At 44.9% G+C, this 20,128-nt stretch carries 18 protein-coding genes and 1 other annotated feature; all 18 genes read right to left on the bottom strand.

The features are described from left to right. Nucleotides 1-4 precede the first annotated feature (4 nt). Nucleotides 5-583 (bottom strand): aminoacyl-tRNA hydrolase, encoded by a 579-nt coding sequence (pth, locus tag AC04Q4_RS13975; RefSeq protein WP_173739102.1) that lies wholly within the window; start codon nucleotides 581-583, stop codon nucleotides 5-7. Nucleotides 584-664: 81 nt separating this feature from the next. Beyond that, the gene (locus AC04Q4_RS13970; protein WP_173759781.1) at nucleotides 665-1,615 is read right to left on the bottom strand and encodes a TIGR03943 family putative permease subunit; all 951 of its coding nucleotides are present in this window, start codon (nucleotides 1,613-1,615) and stop codon (nucleotides 665-667) included. 97 nt (nucleotides 1,616-1,712) lie between these two features. Beyond that, nucleotides 1,713-2,924 (bottom strand): GTP-binding protein, encoded by a 1,212-nt coding sequence (locus tag AC04Q4_RS13965; RefSeq protein ID WP_476389165.1) that lies wholly within the window; start codon nucleotides 2,922-2,924, stop codon nucleotides 1,713-1,715. Between the two features lie 232 nt (nucleotides 2,925-3,156). After that, the gene (locus AC04Q4_RS13960) at nucleotides 3,157-3,390 is read right to left on the bottom strand and encodes a polya polymerase (RefSeq protein ID WP_119239234.1); all 234 of its coding nucleotides are present in this window, start codon (nucleotides 3,388-3,390) and stop codon (nucleotides 3,157-3,159) included. A gap of 193 nt (nucleotides 3,391-3,583) precedes the next feature. Beyond that, the gene (locus tag AC04Q4_RS13955) at nucleotides 3,584-4,603 is read right to left on the bottom strand and encodes a DUF3878 family protein (protein ID WP_173755662.1); all 1,020 of its coding nucleotides are present in this window, start codon (nucleotides 4,601-4,603) and stop codon (nucleotides 3,584-3,586) included. Beyond that, nucleotides 4,587-5,519, bottom strand: a complete 933-nt coding sequence (locus AC04Q4_RS13950; protein ID WP_173755661.1) for a GTP-binding protein — start codon at nucleotides 5,517-5,519, stop codon at nucleotides 4,587-4,589. Before AC04Q4_RS13950 ends, AC04Q4_RS13955 begins: the two co-directional genes overlap by 17 nt. A 225-nt stretch (nucleotides 5,520-5,744) precedes the next feature. Next, nucleotides 5,745-9,077, bottom strand: a complete 3,333-nt coding sequence (locus tag AC04Q4_RS13945) for a TRAP transporter large permease subunit (protein WP_476389164.1) — start codon at nucleotides 9,075-9,077, stop codon at nucleotides 5,745-5,747. Then, nucleotides 9,078-9,581, bottom strand: a complete 504-nt coding sequence (locus tag AC04Q4_RS13940) for a TRAP transporter small permease (RefSeq protein ID WP_195455493.1) — start codon at nucleotides 9,579-9,581, stop codon at nucleotides 9,078-9,080. Nucleotides 9,582-9,667: 86 nt separating this feature from the next. Then, nucleotides 9,668-9,914 (bottom strand) — a binding site (T-box leader). An 86-nt stretch (nucleotides 9,915-10,000) separates the two neighbouring features. Beyond that, complete coding sequence (locus AC04Q4_RS13935) at nucleotides 10,001-11,398, bottom strand: amino acid carrier protein (RefSeq protein WP_476389163.1); 1,398 nt, start codon at nucleotides 11,396-11,398, stop codon at nucleotides 10,001-10,003. 202 nt (nucleotides 11,399-11,600) lie between these two features. Next, nucleotides 11,601-12,629 carry an alpha/beta fold hydrolase gene (locus AC04Q4_RS13930; protein WP_476389162.1) on the bottom strand — a complete coding sequence of 343 codons (1,029 nt, stop codon included), beginning with the start codon at nucleotides 12,627-12,629 and terminating at the stop codon, nucleotides 11,601-11,603. Nucleotides 12,630-12,850: 221 nt separating this feature from the next. After that, nucleotides 12,851-13,387, bottom strand: a complete 537-nt coding sequence (locus AC04Q4_RS13925) for a nitroreductase family protein (protein WP_173739110.1) — start codon at nucleotides 13,385-13,387, stop codon at nucleotides 12,851-12,853. Nucleotides 13,388-13,621: 234 nt separating this feature from the next. After that, nucleotides 13,622-14,554, bottom strand: a complete 933-nt coding sequence (locus AC04Q4_RS13920; protein ID WP_476389161.1) for an EamA family transporter — start codon at nucleotides 14,552-14,554, stop codon at nucleotides 13,622-13,624. 4 nt (nucleotides 14,555-14,558) lie between these two features. Then, nucleotides 14,559-15,650 (bottom strand): hypothetical protein, encoded by a 1,092-nt coding sequence (locus AC04Q4_RS13915; protein WP_476389160.1) that lies wholly within the window; start codon nucleotides 15,648-15,650, stop codon nucleotides 14,559-14,561. Continuing rightward, nucleotides 15,631-16,365 carry a class I SAM-dependent methyltransferase gene (locus tag AC04Q4_RS13910; protein ID WP_476389159.1) on the bottom strand — a complete coding sequence of 245 codons (735 nt, stop codon included), beginning with the start codon at nucleotides 16,363-16,365 and terminating at the stop codon, nucleotides 15,631-15,633. The genes AC04Q4_RS13915 and AC04Q4_RS13910 overlap by 20 nt, the downstream gene beginning before the upstream one ends. Nucleotides 16,366-16,655: 290 nt before the next feature. Beyond that, nucleotides 16,656-17,129, bottom strand: coding sequence for an IS200/IS605 family transposase (tnpA, locus tag AC04Q4_RS13905; protein ID WP_118609269.1), 474 nt, complete (start codon nucleotides 17,127-17,129; stop codon nucleotides 16,656-16,658). Nucleotides 17,130-17,344: 215 nt separating this feature from the next. After that, entirely contained in the window at nucleotides 17,345-17,677 is a 333-nt protein-coding gene (locus AC04Q4_RS13900) for a MarR family winged helix-turn-helix transcriptional regulator (protein WP_330594793.1), read from the bottom strand. A 46-nt stretch (nucleotides 17,678-17,723) separates the two neighbouring features. Beyond that, the gene (locus AC04Q4_RS13895) at nucleotides 17,724-19,697 is read right to left on the bottom strand and encodes a 5'-nucleotidase C-terminal domain-containing protein (protein WP_476389158.1); all 1,974 of its coding nucleotides are present in this window, start codon (nucleotides 19,695-19,697) and stop codon (nucleotides 17,724-17,726) included. A gap of 13 nt (nucleotides 19,698-19,710) precedes the next feature. Beyond that, a complete protein-coding gene (locus tag AC04Q4_RS13890; protein WP_195456894.1) occupies nucleotides 19,711-20,124 on the bottom strand; it encodes an EamA family transporter in 414 nt (137 codons plus the stop codon). Between the last annotated feature and the right edge of the window lie 4 nt (nucleotides 20,125-20,128).

The following is a 20,128-nucleotide window of genomic DNA, read 5'->3' as shown; positions in this document are numbered from 1 at the left end:
AACCTCAATTCTTAGGCTTTTTTCTGTTATACTTATTCATCGCCACATCCACGCCCTCGGACAGGATCAGTTCTACGGCTTCTGCTGCATCACGGATTCCTTCATCCACAAGCTTGCGGTCACTGTCCGAAAAATGACCCAGCACAAAATCTGCCAGATCCCAGTCTTTCGGCTTCGCACCGACCCCGACACGGATACGGATAAATTTTTCAGTTCCAAGACGGCGGATAATATCCTTGATACCGTTATGACCACCAGCGCTTCCTTTTTTACGGATACGAAGCTGTCCCGGCTCCAGATCAATATCATCGTAAATGACGATCAGCTCTGTCTCCGGATCGATCTTAAAATAGCTGGACATTTCCTGGATCGGACCACCGCTTAAATTCATATAGGAAAGCGGTTTCATCAGGATCGCTTTTTCACCGCCGATGATACCTTTTCCATACATGGCATTAAATTTTACGCCGCCCTGAGGCACATTATGCGTCTCAACAAGACAATCGACGGTATCAAATCCCATGTTATGACGGGTAGCTTCATACTGCTTTCCCGGATTTCCCAAACCTGCAATTAAATACATAAATTCTCCTTAGATGTAACTTACTCGTTTCAACTTTCAGCTTTCATTTTTGCCCGAAAGCATACAGATTCTCTGTCTGTATCAGTTGAAATATACCATCTCATCAGCAAGGGGCTCACATACTTCCACATGCTCTGCATAAAGCACGATGCCTTCTCCCTGATATTCCATTCTCTTCTCAAAAGCAACCTTCGCGGTAACATCTACCCACTGTCCTTCTGTGATCTTCGGGGCAAAAGCACTCTTGCAGATGTAACCGAGGAATGTAGTATCGTCTGCACAGCATGTCATGGCTGTTCTTCCCGGAACAAAGAATTTGCTTCCCATTCCACGTGGTTTCAGGGCACGTGCCTTAAAATGAACTGTTTTTCCGACATAGCGATCCGGGTGATCCATGGAATCTACGAACCAGATACCATAATCCTCCGGAAGAATGTCTATCACCGGTGCATCAATATCAAACGGCATCTCGTCCTCAAAAAGATCTCCCAGCTCGCCTTCTTCATCCTCAAATATGATCTCCGCACGCTGATTCACAACCTTGATGCTTCTTCTGTAAGATGGCAGCGGATCATCCTCCTCACAGCGGTTAAAGATAACCATATCTGCATTTCGGACCATATCCATAAAAAGAGACTTCATATTTGCCATGTAAACCTGGAATGTGCTTGCATCCACACAGGTGATGTGCTGCTCTACAGCCCAGCCTTCCGGCTTCTCCATCTCCTCAAACCTGCTTACCAGCCACATGCCATTGTACTCAATAATCACTCGCTCCGGCTGATACAGGATCTCCATTGCTGCAAGTCTCTCCGGTGTAAGATCTTCTTCACTCTCAATGATCTCCACGTCGGTGTTGTGCTGTTTCAGCGCCTCTGCATCGTACTCCTCTTCTCCCTCTTCGCAGAGAATAAGAAGTGTTTTTCCATCGATCTGGAAATAATCCTGCTGCAGGGTAAAGTTCAGGAAAGAAGTCTTGCCGCTTTCCAGAAAACCTGTGATCAGATAAATGGGGACTCTGGTCTCTTCCATAAATTTATCCTGTCAGGTACTGTCTCATTTAATGTACAGTACCTGTTTCCTTTCTGTAATCTATAATTCTGAAAAAAATATTGTAATCACCGCTTTTTTATGCGATTCCGAAAAGCTCTTCCAGTGCATGCTCATCCAGTTTGGAGCCGATCACGCACAGACGGCCTGTATACTCCGGTGCTCCCTCACGGATCTCTGTTTCTTCCGGAACCATATCAAAATAGATCCATGTTCCGTCCTCTGCAGGAAGCATTCCTTTTGCACGGAGAATGATACCGTATTTATCAGACTCGGAAAGTGCCTCAAGGATCTTCTCAAGTCCCTCACGTGTATATTTCTTAATTGTCTCACGGCCCCAGCTTGTGAAGACTTCATCTGCATGATGATGGTGATGGTCATGGCCGCAACCGCACTCTCCGCCGTGGTGATGGTGATGCTCATGGTCGTGTCCACAGCCACACTCTCCGTCATGATCGTGGTGATGGTGCTCCTCATGATCGTGGTCGTGTCCGCAGCACTCTTCGTCATGGTCATGATGGTGATGATGCTCGTGCTCCTCATGATCATGATCATGGTCGTGGCCGCAGCACTCTTCATCATGGTCATGATGATGATGCTCATGATCGTCATGGTCATGGCCACAGCAGCACTCCTCGTCATGATGATGGTGATGATGCTCGTGCTCCTCCTCAAGCATCTCCTGCTCCAGAGATACCGGATGCTCCATTACCTCTACCAGTTTCTTTCCGTCAAGGTTCTCGATCGGAGTTGTGATGATAGCAGCATCTTTGTTCAGGCTGCGCAGAAGCTCCAGGGACTCCTGAACTTTCTTCTCTGCTGCAATATCAGTACGGCTCATGATAATAGCACCTGCGTACTGGATCTGGTTGTCAAAAAACTCACCGAAGTTCTTCATGTACATTTTGCATTTCTTGGCATCAACAACAGTAGTATAGCTGTTCAGTTTAATATCAACTTCATCCTGAACACCCTGTACAGCCTTGATAACGTCAGAAAGTTTACCAACTCCTGATGGCTCGATAAGGATTCTGTCCGGATTGTATTTGGTAACAACTTCTTTCAGGGAAGTTCCGAAATCACCGACAAGAGAGCAGCAGATACATCCGGAGTTCATCTCACGGATCTGGATTCCCGCCTCTTTCAGGAAACCGCCGTCAATACCGATCTCACCAAACTCGTTCTCGATCAGTACAACCTGCTCACCGTTAAATCCGTCTTTCAGAAGTTTTTTGATCAGAGTTGTTTTTCCGGCACCAAGGAAACCGGAGATAATATCAATTTTTACCATTTTTATATACACTCCTTTTAACGTAGTTTGACCAGGAAGCGTTCATACCCCCTGGTTGTATCCTGTTATGATCATGACGGCAGGGAAAATTATCTTTTCCTGCCTCTGCTGTCATTATATCCATTTTGTGAAACAGACATTCATATTCTGTTTTACACTCAGATTAATACAGGGATGTGAAAAACTCACACCCCCGGAAGTCAAGCGAACATTCTCAATCCGCATTCATCTATCAGCCATTGATCATGAAACTCATAAGTTTATCAATGTCTTCTTTCTCTGCTGCAACGATCTCAAGCTCCGGAATCTCGCCGCCGGAAAAGATGTTTGCAAGAGATACATACTGGGAAAGTTTGGACTTCAGATTCAGTCTGTCTCCCTCTCCCGTTACAAGCTCTACTCTGCCCTTGCAGCTGTCAATTACCTTAAAAAATTCATCGATATCTGTAATATGTGTTACTTTCATTTGAAATTCTCCTTTCCTGATAGTCAGACCCACCCTTCTTATTTCGAAGAGTCTGATGTTCCAATTCACAGTAAAACCGGATTTTTTATTCTTAATCCGTTCTGCTAAATTATACCCCAGTGTTTTTAAAAAAGCAATCCCCGACGGGCAAAAACACTTCACAGATATTCAGGGAGAATCCCTGCATATTTCGTCAAATTTCTTCTATTTCAACAGTGCAGTCTTTTCTGCCTTTCTGCCATTTTATAAGATATACCTTAAATCCGATGGAATCTCTGGCAATAGTAAACGGTTCTTCTCTTAAAATCTGAGATTCTATACCTTTGGCCTTCAGTTCTGTCTGCTTTGCTCTGGCTTTCTCTGTCAGGACCTTCAGCTGCTCATCTGCTTTTTTTCCAAAAGACCGGTTTCCATATCCCCCGGATGCTTTTCCAAGTTCTTCCAGAAGACACTCTGTTATCCGGATATGTCTGGTCTTATGAAGCATCACAGCCAGTCGTCTGGCCACCCACTTAAATGGAAATCTCCGATAAATACCAAGCCATCTTCCAAACGATCTGTCCCCGGCTTTCACAGTCACTTCTTCCATTACTTTAAATGCTTTTTCCGAAGGGATCCACGGATTTTCCCTCGGTACGATATATTGCTCAGATACTGCAGGATAACAACAGTAATTCAACGGCGGAAATTCCACAAGTGCAGCCAGTTTTTCTTCCAGGGCATTGCAGCTGTCTCCACCAATATAATCATATTTATCCCGAAGAATAGCCAGTCTGTATTCCAGCTGGCGTAAATATTCATAACCTTCCACCCAGAAATGTCCGATCTGACTGTAATCGTAGAGATGCTTTTCCAGGGTAAGGGTTTCAAAAAACAGGGTAACTACTGTATCCTCCTGATGCACAACCAGAATATATTCCTTTCCCTGCCGACTTAAGTCTGCCAGAATCTCCCCCTCGTAATCCGACTTGTATACACCAGTCATGCGGGCATTTCCGAAAACGAGAAAACTTTCCACTGCGTCATTCATGAGATACACAAGACGTATCTCCCCGTCACATACATAATTTTCATTTATCGCAACCAGCTCAAACTGATCCTCACCAAGCAGCTCCACCAGCTTCCGGAACGCATCAGGCAGCTCCTCAAAAGACTTCCCGGAAACATATCTCTCCGGCGCTGTTTTTCCCGTAATATTATTTCCAGTATCCATCAATTACCTCTTTGTTCAGTTTTTCACCGATGACGATCATAATCTCCTGACCAAGTTTCGTTGGCCGGATGCTGATCTCATGACGGGTGGCATTGAGCTCCAGCCACTGTCCATCCTCTTTTTTCAGAAAACCTTTTACACGAAAAACAGCTCCGCAGGATGGATCATTCAGGATTTTTTCCGCAGTTTTCTGAAGCTCTGCTTCACTCTTATGCACATTCATAAAAAACAGGGAATCAAATCCACCGCCTTCTGCATAGGATTCCTTTACATAATCTTCCGCTACGTATCCGCAGTCCAGAATCTTCTCCAGATCTGTATCTGTAAGATCATCCCAGTTTCCATCCAGAATTTCACTCTTCAGGCGGCGCTTACACTGGATCTGACCAAGAGCACGATTGAGATGTTCTTTTGTACTTTGAATTTCTTTCTCCGTGGCCTCCTGACTTCTGCTCAGAAGTACACAGCCTGCATCTGCCACCTCAGAAGCCAGAAGATAATCCGCTTCCGCTGAAAAATCCTCTGCCAGCTTTGCATCTACAATGGCGATCACATTTCCGATCTCATACCATTTATCCAGCGGTTCTTCATGAAGGGCATCAAAAAACTCATCCACGTCAAAGATTCCGGATGGTTCTACAATGACACGGTCATAACCGCACATTCCCATGGCGATCAGTTTTGTCTTAAAGCGGCGTCTGTGACAGTCCGCGTCACAGCCACCGGAAACCATCTCCAGCTCACAGTTGTCTCCCATCAGATCCTGAAGCAGCATCATATCCACATTCACTGCCCCGAAATCATTTTCCAAAATACCGATGTTCATGCCTTTTTTCAGAAGATAAGAGGCATATTTTTTTATAAATGTTGTCTTCCCGGATCCGAGAAATCCGGTTATCAGATCGATCTTTATCATATTTCTTCCTTTACTTTATCAGCTCTCCGGAGCATACAGTAAAATAAAATGTGAATATATGCTTTACTCATGTTCCGGGCATATTTAATAATCTCCCGTCCGACAAACGCCGGACTGCTATCAGTATATAATCTTTTTTCCGCAAAGAAAAGAGGCGGTCCTGAAAAATTCTCTCAGAACTGCCTCTTTCCGGCTATTTTATTCTTTTATGATCATATATGAAGATTACTTTGTAAACAGGTCTACAAGATCCTGGCCGTCATCATAGCCCTGTTTTTTCAGTTCCTGAACAAACCAGTCATCTACACCGTCTACCGCTTTCTTAAAGGAATCGATATCCATGTCCTTTTTCTCTGTGAAGGTCACACCGTTTTTGTCTGCCCAGCGTGCTTTGATCTCATCATCACTGGAACGGTTGATGTAACGCTCATACTCAACAGCTTTCTGGCCACACTCGTCAACAACAGCCTGCTGCTCCGGTGTCAGCGCATCATAAATATCCTGATTGATGCAGAAGAACAGGCAGTCATAGATTGCATCCCACATGGAGCAATATGGCTGTACCTCCTGTACACTGGCTGCATCGATGGCTGGCAGCGGATTCTCCTCGCCCTCTACGGTATTCTGCTGAAGTGCTGTGTAGGTTTCGGACCAGTTCATATTTGTGGCATCTGCGCCCCATCTCTTATAGCACTCCATAAGAAGGTTGGAACCGGCCACACGAACTTTCAGGTTCTTCATATCGTCTACTGTTTTTACTTCATGTTTGCTGTTTGTCAGCTCACGGAATCCATTCTCTGCAATACCCATGCAGTGGAGTCCGTAGCCGTTAAGGATCTCCTTCAGCTTGTCTCCGGCCTCACCGTCAAACTTCGCATCTGCATCATCATAGGAATCATAGATGAACGGCAGGGATACTACATTAAATCTCGGGTCAAATGCAGAGTAGATCAGATTGGAATGCATGGAGATCTGTACCGGATCTCCGTTCATCAGTGCCTGGATTCCCTCGGACTGATTTCCGTTTGTCAGCTGATCCGCTGCGTAAATATTGACTTTGACTTTTCCGCCGGTTGCTTTCTCCATAAGCTCACCGAACTTACGTCCTCCATCAGCCCAGGTGCTTGTCTCTGTTGTAGAGCATGCAAAGTTCCAGGTTGTCTCAGGCCAGTTCAGATCACTGTAATCCTCCACTGTATCTACGGAATCCTCTGTAAACAGATCTACAAGATCCTGTGCATCGTCATAGCCTTCACTCTTAAGCTCGTTTACAAACCAGTCGTCGATTCCGTCTACTGCTTTCTTGAAAGAATCGATATCCATATCCTCTTTCTTTGTAAAGGTCACACCATTGCTCTTCTCCCAGCGACTCATGATCTCCTCATCGCCGGAACGGTTGATGTAACGCTCATACTCAACAGCCTTCTGACCTGCCTCATCAACAACCTGCTGCTGTTCCGGTGTCAGGCTGTCATAAATATCCTGGTTGATGCAGAAGAACAGACAGTCATAGATTGCATCCCACATGGAGCAGTACGGCTGTACCTCCTGTACGCTGGCTGCATCGATAGCAGGTAACGGATTCTCCTCGCCCTCTACGGTATTCTGCTGAAGTGCTGTGTAGGTCTCGGACCAGTTCATGTTTGTGGCATCTGCGCCCCATCTCTTATAGCACTCCATAAGAAGGTTGGAACCGGCCACACGAACTTTCAGGTTCTTCATATCGTCTACTGTTTTTACTTCATGTTTGCTGTTTGTCAGCTCACGGAAACCGTTCTCTGCGATTCCCATACAGTGAAGTCCGTACTCGCCAAGAATTTCTTTCAGTTTCTCTCCGGCCTCACCATCAAATTTTGCATCTGCGTCATCGTAGGAAGCATAGATAAACGGCAGAGATACTACATTAAATCTCGGGTCAAATGCAGAGTAGATCAGATTGGAATGCATGGAGATCTGTACCGGGTCTCCGTTCATCAGTGCCTGGATTCCCTCGGACTGATTTCCGTTTGTCAGCTGGTCTGCTGCATAAATATTAACCTTGACTTTTCCGCCGGTCGCTTTTTCCATAAGCTCACCGAACTTACGTCCTCCGTCAGCCCAGGTACTTGTCTCTGTTGTAGAGCATGCGAAGTTCCATGTCATCTCCGGCCAGTCAAGATCACTGTAATCAGCGATGGTATTAAAGGAATCGCTTCCGTCTCCTGCATCCTTGGAGCTCTGGCTTCCTGTGTCAGAGGACTGGTCTCCTGTATAGGAGCCCTCTTTTGCAAGCGCCTTCGGAAGAGCTGTGGAAACAGCCGGAATATAAGTGATGATCAGAAGAACTGCAACGGATGCAGCGATCATCGGCATAACTGCTCTGGAGATCTGCTGAAGAGTAACCTCCAGACCTTTTTTGATCTTGATACTGATAGCAACAAAAAGGTTTACACCTACAGGAGGTGTTACCTGTCCGATCGCAAGGTTAACTGTTGCCATAACACCGAATGCTACCACATCATAGCCCAGAGCCTTACATACCGGAAGCATGATCGGTACAAAAATGTACATCGCAGAGTTTGCATCAATGAAACATCCTGCGATCAGGAAAATGATGTTTACGATCAGAAGGAAGGTAAACTGATTATGTGCAATGCCGGCAAGAAGCTCAGATGCCGCATTTGCAATACCAAACTTGGTACATACAAAAGAAAACAGGGAAGCACTTGCCACGATCAGCATGATTCCGCCGGTTGTCTTTGCAGAGTCAACAAGAATGTCAAACAGGTCTTTGAGCTTAACCTCACGGTAGATCACCATACCAACAAACAGACCGTAAACAACGGATACCGCTGCAGCCTCAGTTGGTGTAAAGATACCGCCGTAAATTCCTCCGAGGATGATAACCGGCATCAGGAATCCCCAGAATGCATCTTTAAATGTATCCCAACGCTCTTTTGCGGAAGCTTTTTCACGGGATGGCTGAATGTTATGTTTCTTTGCCTCGATCATAACGATGATCACAAGAGCAACACCCATCAGAAGTCCCGGAACGATACCAGCCATAAACATATCTGCAATAGATACACCTGTGATGGAGGCGTATACAACGAATGCGATACTCGGTGGTATGACAATGGCGATGGAGCTGGAGGTTGCCATCAGTGCTGTGGAAAACGGTGCGGAGAAACCGCCCTGCTCAACCATAGCCGGGATCAGAACTGCTCCAAGTGCCGCAACAGTTGCAGGACCGGAACCGGAAATCGCTCCGAAGAAGCAGGCTACGATAACACATACAATGGCGATACCGCCCTTTTTATGTCCTACACAGGTATCTACAAAGTTGATCAGTCGTTTGGAAATACCAGCTTTTGCCATAATATTTCCGGACAGAACGAAGAACGGGATGGCAAGAAGCAGGAATTTACTGATTCCTGAATACATGTTTGTAGCTACGATCGTCAGAGATGTGCCGGAATAAAGGATGGCACATACAGATGACAAACCTAAGCAGATCGCAATGGGAAGTCCCAGAATCAGGAAAACAAAGAAGGAGATAAATAAGATTGCACTGATCATTTATTTGTCCTCCTTTTCATCATCTTTTTTCATGCAGAAGTCCAGGCAGTACTCAATAAAATGAAGGATCATACAGCCTGCTCCGATCGGCACGAAGGACCAGAAGATCCACTCCGGCCAGTTCAGTACGAAAGTTCTCTTACCGTTTGCAAGCTGTGTGAGAACTTTGTCCATTCCATATTTAAACAGGATTGCGGAAAAAATAATGCTGAGAACCGTAATCAGGATCACAGATGGTTTTTCCAGCTTTTTCGGAAGACGGTCCGTAAACAGTGTCAGGCTTACCAGTCCTCCCTTTTCACGACAGGCAAGTGCTGCTGCCAGAAGTGTAATGAGAACAAACACCGCTACAACAAGCTCTTCTGTAAAAGACCATGAGCGATGGATAACCTTACGGGAAAATACATTTCCCACAGTCAGCACAAGGATCAGCAGTGTGGAAATAACCAGTACGATTTTTTCTACTGCTGCAAGTGCGTTCATGAGTTTTTTGTACACTTTCATACTCTTTCCCCTTTTGTATATTTTTCCGGTTTCAGATCCTTACCCCGTGGTTTAAAATGTTTTTGGATAAAAAAAATCCGTCCCCTCTCAGGGACGGATATAAAATTCCGCAACCACCCTGTTTCTCCATTGAAACAAGCACGATTCTGCAACGTACCGGCATACGCGACTTCTGTAACGGGAAGCGCCCGTGAAAACCTACTTACTTATCGAAAACTTTCGGCTTTCCTTCTCAGGGATGATATTCAAGGCAGTTCCGACGCTGCATCACACCAGTCACAGCTCTCTGAAGACGGTTCCTCTGTCTCTACTGATTCCCTTCATGGAATTTACTTTTGTTATGTGTTAACTCTTTAATGAGCTAAACAAATTCTAACTCTGTTTGTTTTGATAGTCAAGTTTTTTTTTCAAAAACTCCTTCAGGCGTTCTTTCCTTCTCCGGCAAAGTACTCCTTCACAAGCTTTACAACCACACCGGAAAGCAGGAATACTGCGATCAGGTTGGGGATCGCCATAAGACCGTTGAAGGTCTCAGCAATACTCCAGAGAAGTCCGAGATCAACAGTTGCGCCGATGATCGCTACCAGAGAGTACAGCACCATAAAAGGCCTGATAGCTTTTTCCTTAAAAAGAAACTCCGCACATCTGGCTCCGTAAAGTCCCCATCCAATGATAGTGGAAAATGCGAAGCAGCACATGGCAACTGCTGTAAAGATGGAAACCCAGTTTCCGTATGTACTGGTAAAGCCGCTGATGGTAAGCTCTGCTCCTGCTGCTGCGCCATAACCAACCGGCACCCCGCTGCAGAGGATAACAAGTGCTGTCAGCGTACAGATCACGATGGTATCTGTAAACACCTCGAAAATTCCGAAGAATCCCTGTTTTACAGGTTTTCTGGTGTCTGCACAGGCATGTGCGATGGAACCGGTACCAAGACCTGCCTCATTGGAAAAAATACCTCTGGAAACACCTTTTTTCATGCTCATGAAAAAGCTTCCTACTGCACCACCTGTTACAGATGCCGGATTAAAAGCTCCGCTGACGATAGAGCCGAAAACACCCGGAACATTTTTCCAGTTGATGATAACTACGCCGATGGCAAGAATAATGTAAAACAGCGCCATAAACGGTACCAGCTTTTCTGTAACCTGGCCGATCCTTTTGATTCCGCCAAGCAGGATCATTGCCACAAGAATCGCAAGGATGATCCCCATAACAAGGTTTACCGTAGAAGTATTGTCTGCAGTGATCACATTGTAATTGATCAGTGCAGAATCAATGGCTGTTGTAATGGTATTAACCTGAGTTGCATTTCCGGTTCCGAAAACAGTGAGCACACCGAAGGCGGAAAACAGATAGGCCAGCCAGTGCCAGTGTTTTTTAAGACCATTCTTAATGTAATACATTGGTCCTCCAACCAGATCTCCGTTGGCATTGGTTTCGCGGAAATGTACAGCGAGTGTAACCTCGGAAAACTTCGTACACATTCCAAGAAGTGCGGAAACCCACATCCAGAACACGGCACCCGGTCCTCCGATGGCAATGGCGCCTGCCACACCTGCAATATTTCCGGTTCCCACGGTAGCAGCCAATGCGGTACAAACAGCCTGAAACGGTGTCAGACTTCCATCGGAAGCTTCTCTTTTCCGAAGCATACGTCCGATAGTGACCTTAATTGCATAGGGGAATTTCCGGATCTGGAGAAAATTCGTGCGGATACTTAAATAAAGACCTACACCAATAATACAGATCATCGCAGGAACGCCCCAGATAAAATTGTTTACGGCAGCATTCACTGATTCAATAACAGATAACATTCTATAACCCTTCCCTTATTTAATTTTGTCTTATGGGATTGTACGTTTGTTTGTACAAAAAAGACGATTCGTTAGATTATATCACATTTTCTGTCGAATGTATAAGAGAAAAGCTTTATAATTTTACTATGATAAAGAAAGAAAGTGAATAAAAGCTGCCAATCCTGTTATCAAATATGTGACCCACCTGTAATAAAAATATTTATCTGTGGTCAGCATCATTTTCCGTATCATCCAGGAATGTAAATATATATCCCCAGTATTTCTCCAGTATCTTGCCTCTGCTTCCATAGATCTCATGCTTTGTTCCGATCATATGTATATAATCACAGGTCGTTTTTCCCTGACGATTGATCTTTCCGGCAAAATTTTTCAGGGCACGGACAGATACCAGATCTTCGGTCTGAGCCTGGATGAGCAGCATTGGTGCCGTATATTTTTTCCATCCGTAGAGACGCAGATACCAGCTCATTTCCGCAGAAGCCCAGAGCCAGCCGTAGGATGGAGACCAGGTCTGGAGCTCCTTATGTTCTGCACGAAGATTTTTGTATCGCTCATATCTTGGTTTTGATGTTGCGGAGCTTGTCTCAAAAGAACCACTGTCATCGTAAGGCGTTCGGCCGGCAACATATTCCTCATCTTTTCCGAGAATACATTTCTCCAGTGCTATGCCGGTGGCTGCCGGCCACGGTACATTATCTGTAAGAGGACGGATCATCGGGGAAGAGAGAATCACCTTATGAAACCAGTCCGGCTCCCAGGCTGCCGCAATACCACCGATGGCACCGCCCATGGAATGTGCATATAAGTTAAGTGACAGGTCCGGATGTGCTTTCTTTATGTAGCGGCATGCTTTCAGAAAATCCCGGATATATCTTCTCCATGTATCAATGTGGACCAGAGACGGGTCTGCGGTAAGGCGATAGCTGCGGCCATGACCACAATGCTCCGGAATATATACGTGATAGCCTTCCTTAAGAAAATAATAGGCCACTTCATCATATTTCACCGCTGATTCTGTAAATCCGTGGCTGATAACTACCACACCTTTAGGCATATCAATATCAGACAGATACTGCAGCATATGGATCTTACCTGTGATCCGTTTGCTTTCGTTACGAAACGGATAATCCGCACCCGGTACATAAAGTTCCCTTCTGTGAGACAGAAGATATGGCGTTACGATATTTTTCATGGTTTCTTCGTATTCATTTTCATGTATGATCTGCATATTGATTAAAAACCTCCCTTGCTTTTACTGTATTGCTTTTTTGCTTCTCCCAAACTCTGCTTTTCAAAACCCTTCCATGTTGTCACAGCTGTTTTCTTACAGGATAACAGAATTCACTCCTCCAGGCAATCCTTTTCAGACCATTTTGCTCTTTAATTTCCGGTAAAAAATGCCCGGACATTTTGATATGTACCGGGCATTTCTCCTGTTATTTCTGTTATTTAATAAAATCTCACAATATCTTCCACAGCTTTACGTTTCGGTCTTGCAGGCTCTTCGGCTGCTTTTCCGATGGCGATCACTGCCACTACAGTCTCTGTTTCCGGAATGGAAAGGAGCTCACGGAGCTTATCTCCGGCGCGAAGTCCCATGATCAGGGTTCCGTATCCAAGCTCCTTTGCCTTCAGGATCAGATTCTCGTTCTGAAGTCCCAGATCATAGCAGCCCCAGCCGTTTCCAAGCTCGTTATCCGGTGTGCCGTCTTTCTGAAAGCCGGAATGGCTATGTACAAAGGTTGTAACGATCAGGGAGGCATTCTCTGCTTTTGCCTGGTTCATTTCCGGCAGACATTCTCTGCTGACCTTCTCCACCATTTCTTCGGACATTACACAGTAATATCTTCCGGTCTGGGAGTTCTTCCAGCTGGGTGCTTCCTGAGCGGCACGGATCACTGCAAGAAGATCCTCCTTTGTGATCCTGCCCTCCGGGCTGTATTTACGGATGGTTCTTCTCTCTTCGATCAGTTTCTGAAATTCCATATTTTTTTCCTCCTTATCTGTCCGGTACAGAATCTGCTTCCGGATCCTGCTGTTATTCCGGCACGTATTTTTATGTTCACACTTTTTATGGAGCTATTTTAACACAATGCCGTATTGAAATCAATTTTCAGAACTCCGCATCGTTACTGTTCATTCTGCGACCGTTACTGTTCACTCCGTTCTCAGCAACACGCTTCAAAAAATATTGCCTGGGAACAATAACTGCAATACCACTTATGAAGATTTTTTTTGATTTACCACATAAATTCCCACGCAGACAAGGAACAGCGCGATCAGGCTTCCCAGGTTAAATGCCTGACGTACCTCTCCCAGAACCAGTGCAGACAGGATCACACTGAACAAAGGATTTACAAAACCAAAGATCGCTACCCTGGATACATCATTCCAGGCAAGCAGCACTGACCACAGTGTATAGGCCACTGCAGACACCATTGCCAGATAAAAGATGATCCCGATACCGGCGGCATTTACCACTCCGAAATGTCCTCCCATCCCTTTTCCGATCAGGAACAGAATGATCCCGCCCATGGTAAACTGCGTTCCGCTGAGTACCACCGGAGATACCTTTCTGGAAAAAATATTGATCAGCACCGTGGACATTCCGTAAGAAAACTGCGCGATCAGAATAAATCCTTCTCCTGTAAGCCTAAAACCCGCATCCAGAGAATTTCCCATAAGATTGATCACGACCACGCCGGCAAAACCGAGGATGCAGCCAAGCATCTTTCGCCCGGTCATTTTTTCCTTGTGAAAAACAAGGCAGGACAGCAGGATCGCAATAAAATTCCCAAGACCTGTGATAATAGCGCCTTTTACACCAGAGGTATGTGCCACACCTATATAAAAGAAGAAATACTGACATACCGTCTGAGCCATACATACCGGCACCGCATATTTCAGAACAGTTCGATCCGGAAGCAGAACCTTGCGCTCACGCAAAGATGCAAAGATCAGTACAAGGATTCCTGCCAATGCAAAACGCACTCCTGCAAAAACGATCTGACTTGCCGTATCTGCAGAATCCATCTGCATCAGACGGTATCCTGTCTTAATCAGCGGGATCGCACTCCCCCAGAGGAGACAGCAGACGCAGGCAAGCGCTGCCACCACCCAGGTTTTTTTTAATATTGTTTTTGTTTGTTCCATTTGTTTATTCTCTCTTTCTCAAAACTTCTTCCATCTGACTGATCACAGCTTTTATTTCATTTATTGCACTGATACTTACGTCCCGGAAATCAAGCTTTTTCCCCTTTCCGCATAATTCTGCCTCATAAGCGCTGGCTTTCTCTTCATCTTTATCCTTGTATCTGGCTTTTCCGATCAGCCAGGCACTGGAATCCGCACAGTCCAGATATTCCGTATTTCCCTGGATCAGAAAATCCTCTGAAGCCTCCGTCAATGCTGTTTTCAGCTTTTCTGCTTTATCCAGAAATTCTTCCGTTATCCGCGGATAATGTTCTTTTATATAGAGGAGATTTTTATGAATACAGGTGGCACTTTTTTCCATTAGTTTCCGTTCTTCCGGATCTTTGAAATTATCATATTCCCCAGGCCGGACTTCCCATCCGCGGATGGATTTGCTTAATTCCATCAGCCAGTATACATGACGGGAAATATCGTCCGGAAACATAAAATACGTAGAAAATTCATGATCGATCATAGGTGCAAGACTTATGATCCCGCCATCTTTATCACAGAGAAATGCTACATTTTCATAATGATAATTCTGGTCTCCTTTCAGGACAGAGATCAGTACCTGCATGGCAAGCTGTTCCGCCATTTCCTGATGCTCCTGAAAAAAATCAGCTTCAAAAATATCTCTGTAATCATAAAACATCCGGCAATAGTTTACATAATTATCTATATCTACCTTTTCATCCGGATATTTCCGAAAAAATTCCAACAGATTCAAAAGGGATTCCCCTTCTTTATAGGCCATGGGTACTGTCGTTCCGTAGTCAAGATATTTTTCATTTACTGCCTCATACCCTTCACAGATGGCCAGTTCATATCTGGGCGCAGGCATGAAATATTCATTAATGATCGTTGACCAGAATACCTCTGCATAAGCATACAGTGGCGTGGAAAATGGTTTGGATTTCGTCAGTGGCTTGAAGATCATATTTCCCGGAAATATAGGGAAATGTTTTTCCCCACTTACCACGCCTACGGCTTCAGCCTTAAGGTTTCCGATTCGATTTTTGTATTGATAGTGTCTGACTTTATAATACATAGCAGTCATATCGTATTGACTTCCCCTTCAATGTATAAGACGGCTCCCGGCCAGCAAGACATTCACTTTTCAGCGGACGCTTAACGATGATCTTATCCGGATTTGCCATGATAGCTGCATCAAAAAGATCCTTTTCCCCGGAACACGGCGGTTCCAGCTTCTGGATCAATTGAAGTTTCTTGTTGATCAGGCTGGATTTCTGTCTTGCCGGAAACATGGGATCCAGATAGATCACGTCTACAGGATCAAGAAGCTTTGACATATCTTCTACACTGTTTCCCTCGATCACCTTCATACGACCGGCAATATCTTTCAGCTCCATATTTTTCTTGGCACGGCGAATGGCATCTTTAAGAAGGGCTGCGATTACCGGATTCTGCTCGTACAACGTCACCTCATAGCCCTGGGCTGCCAGAAGAAAGGCATCCTCACCCATTCCTGCCGTAGCATCGATGGCCTTCCTTCCCTCCTTATCTGACTTCACCGCCTTCACCAGCATTTCATGCTGAAGTCTGCCTCTGGTAACTCTGTGGAGCATCGTCTCCACAAAATCCCCCTGATAGGTCAGCCCGAAACCGGACAGCGAAACGCCCCTGGAATCAAACTGCACCGTCAGAAAATCTCCCGGCTTATCCTGGAGCTGTGCTCCGGTCCTCCTGCAAAAGGCTTCCGCCATATCTCTCTGTCCGCCCTTTCCAAGACAGACTGCGATTTTATCATTCATTTCCCGATTCTCTCTTTCATGACTCTTTTTCATAAGCCCCTTCATTCTACAATTTTACAAAAGAAATTGCAATTCATCTCAGTCAAGACCACCCGCTTAGCGGGTGGCTTGCTCTGTCCCTATAAGGGACTATTCCCTGCTTGCGCCCGGAAGGCGCACTGACAGTCTGCCAACTGCACCACATTTACAGCAGCCCCTTCCAGGGGCTATTTCAGTGCTTCCTTATTCCGGCGCTGCCCCAAAAGGGGCTTGCTGGTTTGCTTTGATTTCCTACTACTGCTCCAAGCAGTTTATTTCTTGTTTTTCTTCACTGGCTCACCCGTAAACGGGTCGATATACTCTACTAATGACATCTGGTCATATTCTAAATCTTCTTTTAATTGATTCTGAATATACTCTTTTATTGCAGCTGTATTTTTTCCTACTGTATCTACATAATATCCTCTACACCAGAAATGTCTATTTCCATATTTGTATTTCAAATTTGCATGTTTTTCAAATATCATTAGTGAGCTTTTTCCTTTTAAATATCCTACTATTTCTGATACCGAATATTTAGGTGGTATTCTTACTAGCATATGTATATGATCCGGACAACACTCTGCTTCTATTATTTCTATTCCTTTTCTTCTGCATAATGATCCTAATATTTGTCCTACATCTGCTTTTATATCTTTATAGATTACCTGTCTTCTATATTTTGGTGCAAAAACAATATGATACTTGCATTCCCATTTAGTATGAGCTAAACTATTTACGTTCATTTTATGAACCTCCTGTGATTTAATATTTGTGGTTTGCAGACCTACATTTATTTTAACACAGGAGATTACTTATATCTAAAGATCTTCCCTCCCCCTGCATAGCAGGGGGTTTATTTTTACTGTCACACAAAAAAGATGTCCGCAGACGTACCAGAATACGCTGCGGACATCCGATGTCTGATCCATAGTCAGGCGGTTACTCAATGCTTGCTGTCCTAAAACAGAAGCTGAAGTCCCATTGCAATGATCCACATATATGCACAGGTCTTCGGGATCATCAGTAATCCAACCTTTGGTTTTGTTTTACTGAACAAGGTTACCGGAAGATAGCATCCAAAGGAAATGATGATTGCAGAGATCCAGATCATTGCTTCCACTGTCAGGCCGTCCAAAGCGATTTTTGCAAATTCCTTCTGTGCTTTTATTCCATCTTCAATGATCCGATCTGCCTTATTTAATAAAACGATCTCGATATGCTTCTTATTATCCGCACTCTGGATCCTTTCGATCAGACCTCTGCTCTCCAGATTTTTCAGAGAAGAGGACACGTGGGATTTCGTCGACTTACGGACCTTAACGATCTCAGCCGTATATTTATTTAGAATTTCTCTTTCCTTTTCTGACTCTGATCTTGCGGATTATCCTTCGGATCAAAAATACCACAAGCACAATAATAACGATAAAGACCAGACAAATACCTGCGATCATTGCTGAAAACTTATTCGGCTGTTTCACCAGATCAATGATATTTCTGCTGTCCTCCACAACCTTACGTCCATGTGTCGTCTCATAATATTCCGGCACATTGGCAATTCCATCACCATCCGTATCCTCAAAGGACTGCATATATCTTGCGATCGCATCCCAGGCCTTTAATTCCCTGTCACCTTCCATGATTGCCTGATCTTCCAGATTTTCAATAGGATTTCCATCCTTGTCCTTCGGTTCAAGAGACAGAAGCCCATAGGACATTTTCATCACAGATCCAAGCATCTGGCCGGTATACAGATCTGTCACAACATGATACAGCTTATCATCCTGGATCTCAATCCTTTCTCCGTCTGCCCTGGTGAGATAACAATCTGTCACCTTATTCAGGATCATCCTATGGGGATTATATGCAAAATTCAATCCACTGCAATATAACCTTGCCGTTGTCATAAAATCCGAAACAGAAGCGTCCACCTCTGCTACCAGCTTTAACTCCTTTCCGGTCAGATATGCACTGATCAGCGGATATCCGGCAACACCATCCTTTCCGATTCCCAGTGAGAAGGAATTAAAAACATCCTCTACTGTAATATCTCCCTTTGTGTACGTGTCCCGCACAGTTCCGCTTGGAACAACGGCTACATCAACCGGATCATCATCATAATACCCGGAATTCTCCACTGCATATATGTACGCATCGGACATGATATCACCAAGATTCAGCTCTTCATGCTTCGTTCCCATTTCTTCCAGACTATTGAATTCGACATCATTCTCAGCAAGAACCTCTTCCCTTGTATAACCAAAATCGGCAAGATAATTCTTATCCACCGTATCCATCAGGGCATCGATCCGTTCCTGTGTCGCCTGATCCGGTTTTATCTCCTCAGAAACAGGGATCAGCTCATAGGATGTCAGCTCCCACCGTCCGTCCTGCTTCTGTGTCATGGAAAGTGAGCCCAGATTTCTTCCGTATTCGCCACAAGATACAATATATGTGTTTCCATGCCGGATTGCCTCTTTCAGCTCAGAGTGCGTATGTCCGCTGATGATCAGATCGATATCCGGCACCTCTTTTGCAAGGATCTCGTCCTCCGATTTGTTTTCATCCTCCCAGGTTCCTCCATGGGACACACAGGCGATCATATCCACTTTTTCGTTTTTTCTGATCTCTTCTACCGTCTGTTTTACGGCCTCAACCGGATCCTTGAACTTTAATTCACAGGTCGGTGCACATTCCAGGGCATCCTTACCGAACACACCGACTACTGCAGCCTTTACATCTCCCTTTTGAACTACTACATAATCCTTCACACCGTAGTCTTCAAATGCCGACCGGATCTGCTTCTGACCATCGCTTAGTCCATCCTGCTCCATGCTGTCCCAGTCCACGTTGCACACCACCAGTGCCGGCACTGCCTCACCGGAATTCTTAGCAGCCTCCAGCATATTTGCCAGCCCCTTTGAACGATAATCATATTCATGATTCCCCAGGGTTGTCACATCATATCCCAGATATCCAAGCATTCGAAGCTCTGCCGCCTCCGTATCATATACGGTCTGGATCAGGGTTCCCATGGAAAAATCACCGCCATCCAGCACCAGGGTATCCGGATCTTCCTGCTTCTTTTCATCGATCAGGGTTTTGATCCTTGCAAATCCACCAACCTCTTTTTGCTCTCCATCTACAATCGTTGAAAAGCTGTTCAAATGCGAATGTGTATCATGGCTGAACAAAACATCGATCTGTTTTGTCTCTGCTGCTTCCACCGGAACATTCCATGTAAGAGGAAGCAGCAATGCAGCAATAAGCATAATCACCAGAAGCCTTGCTGAAACTTTCTTCCGTGTTTTCATAACCTTCTCCTTTTCATAAAACCATCAGCAATGTTCCTGCACCGATCAAAGCACATCCAAGCAGTGATTTTGCCGTAAATTTCTCGTGCAGAAAAACAAATGCCAGTACCAGTGTGATCACAACACTCAGCTTGTCTATCGGCACAACCTTCGATGCATCTCCTATCTGCAAGGCACGATAATAGCATAACCACGAAGCACCCGTTGCCAGACCTGAAAGTATCAGAAACAGCCAGCTTTTTTTGCTGATCGTGGTGATCCCTCCCTGTGTGTTTGTGAGAAAAACCATTCCCCATGCCATAACAAGCACTACCATCGTTCGAATCGCTGTTGCAAGATTCGAATTAACACCTGCAATACCTATCTTGGCCAGTATGGAGGTCAGTGCCGCAAATACAGCAGATAGCAGGGCAAACACAAACCACATAGTA

The sequence above is a fragment of the Blautia sp. HA8986 genome, assembly GCF_056504635.1.
Note: the sequence above shows the minus strand (reverse complement) of the source record. Positions and strands in the feature narration are given on the sequence as shown.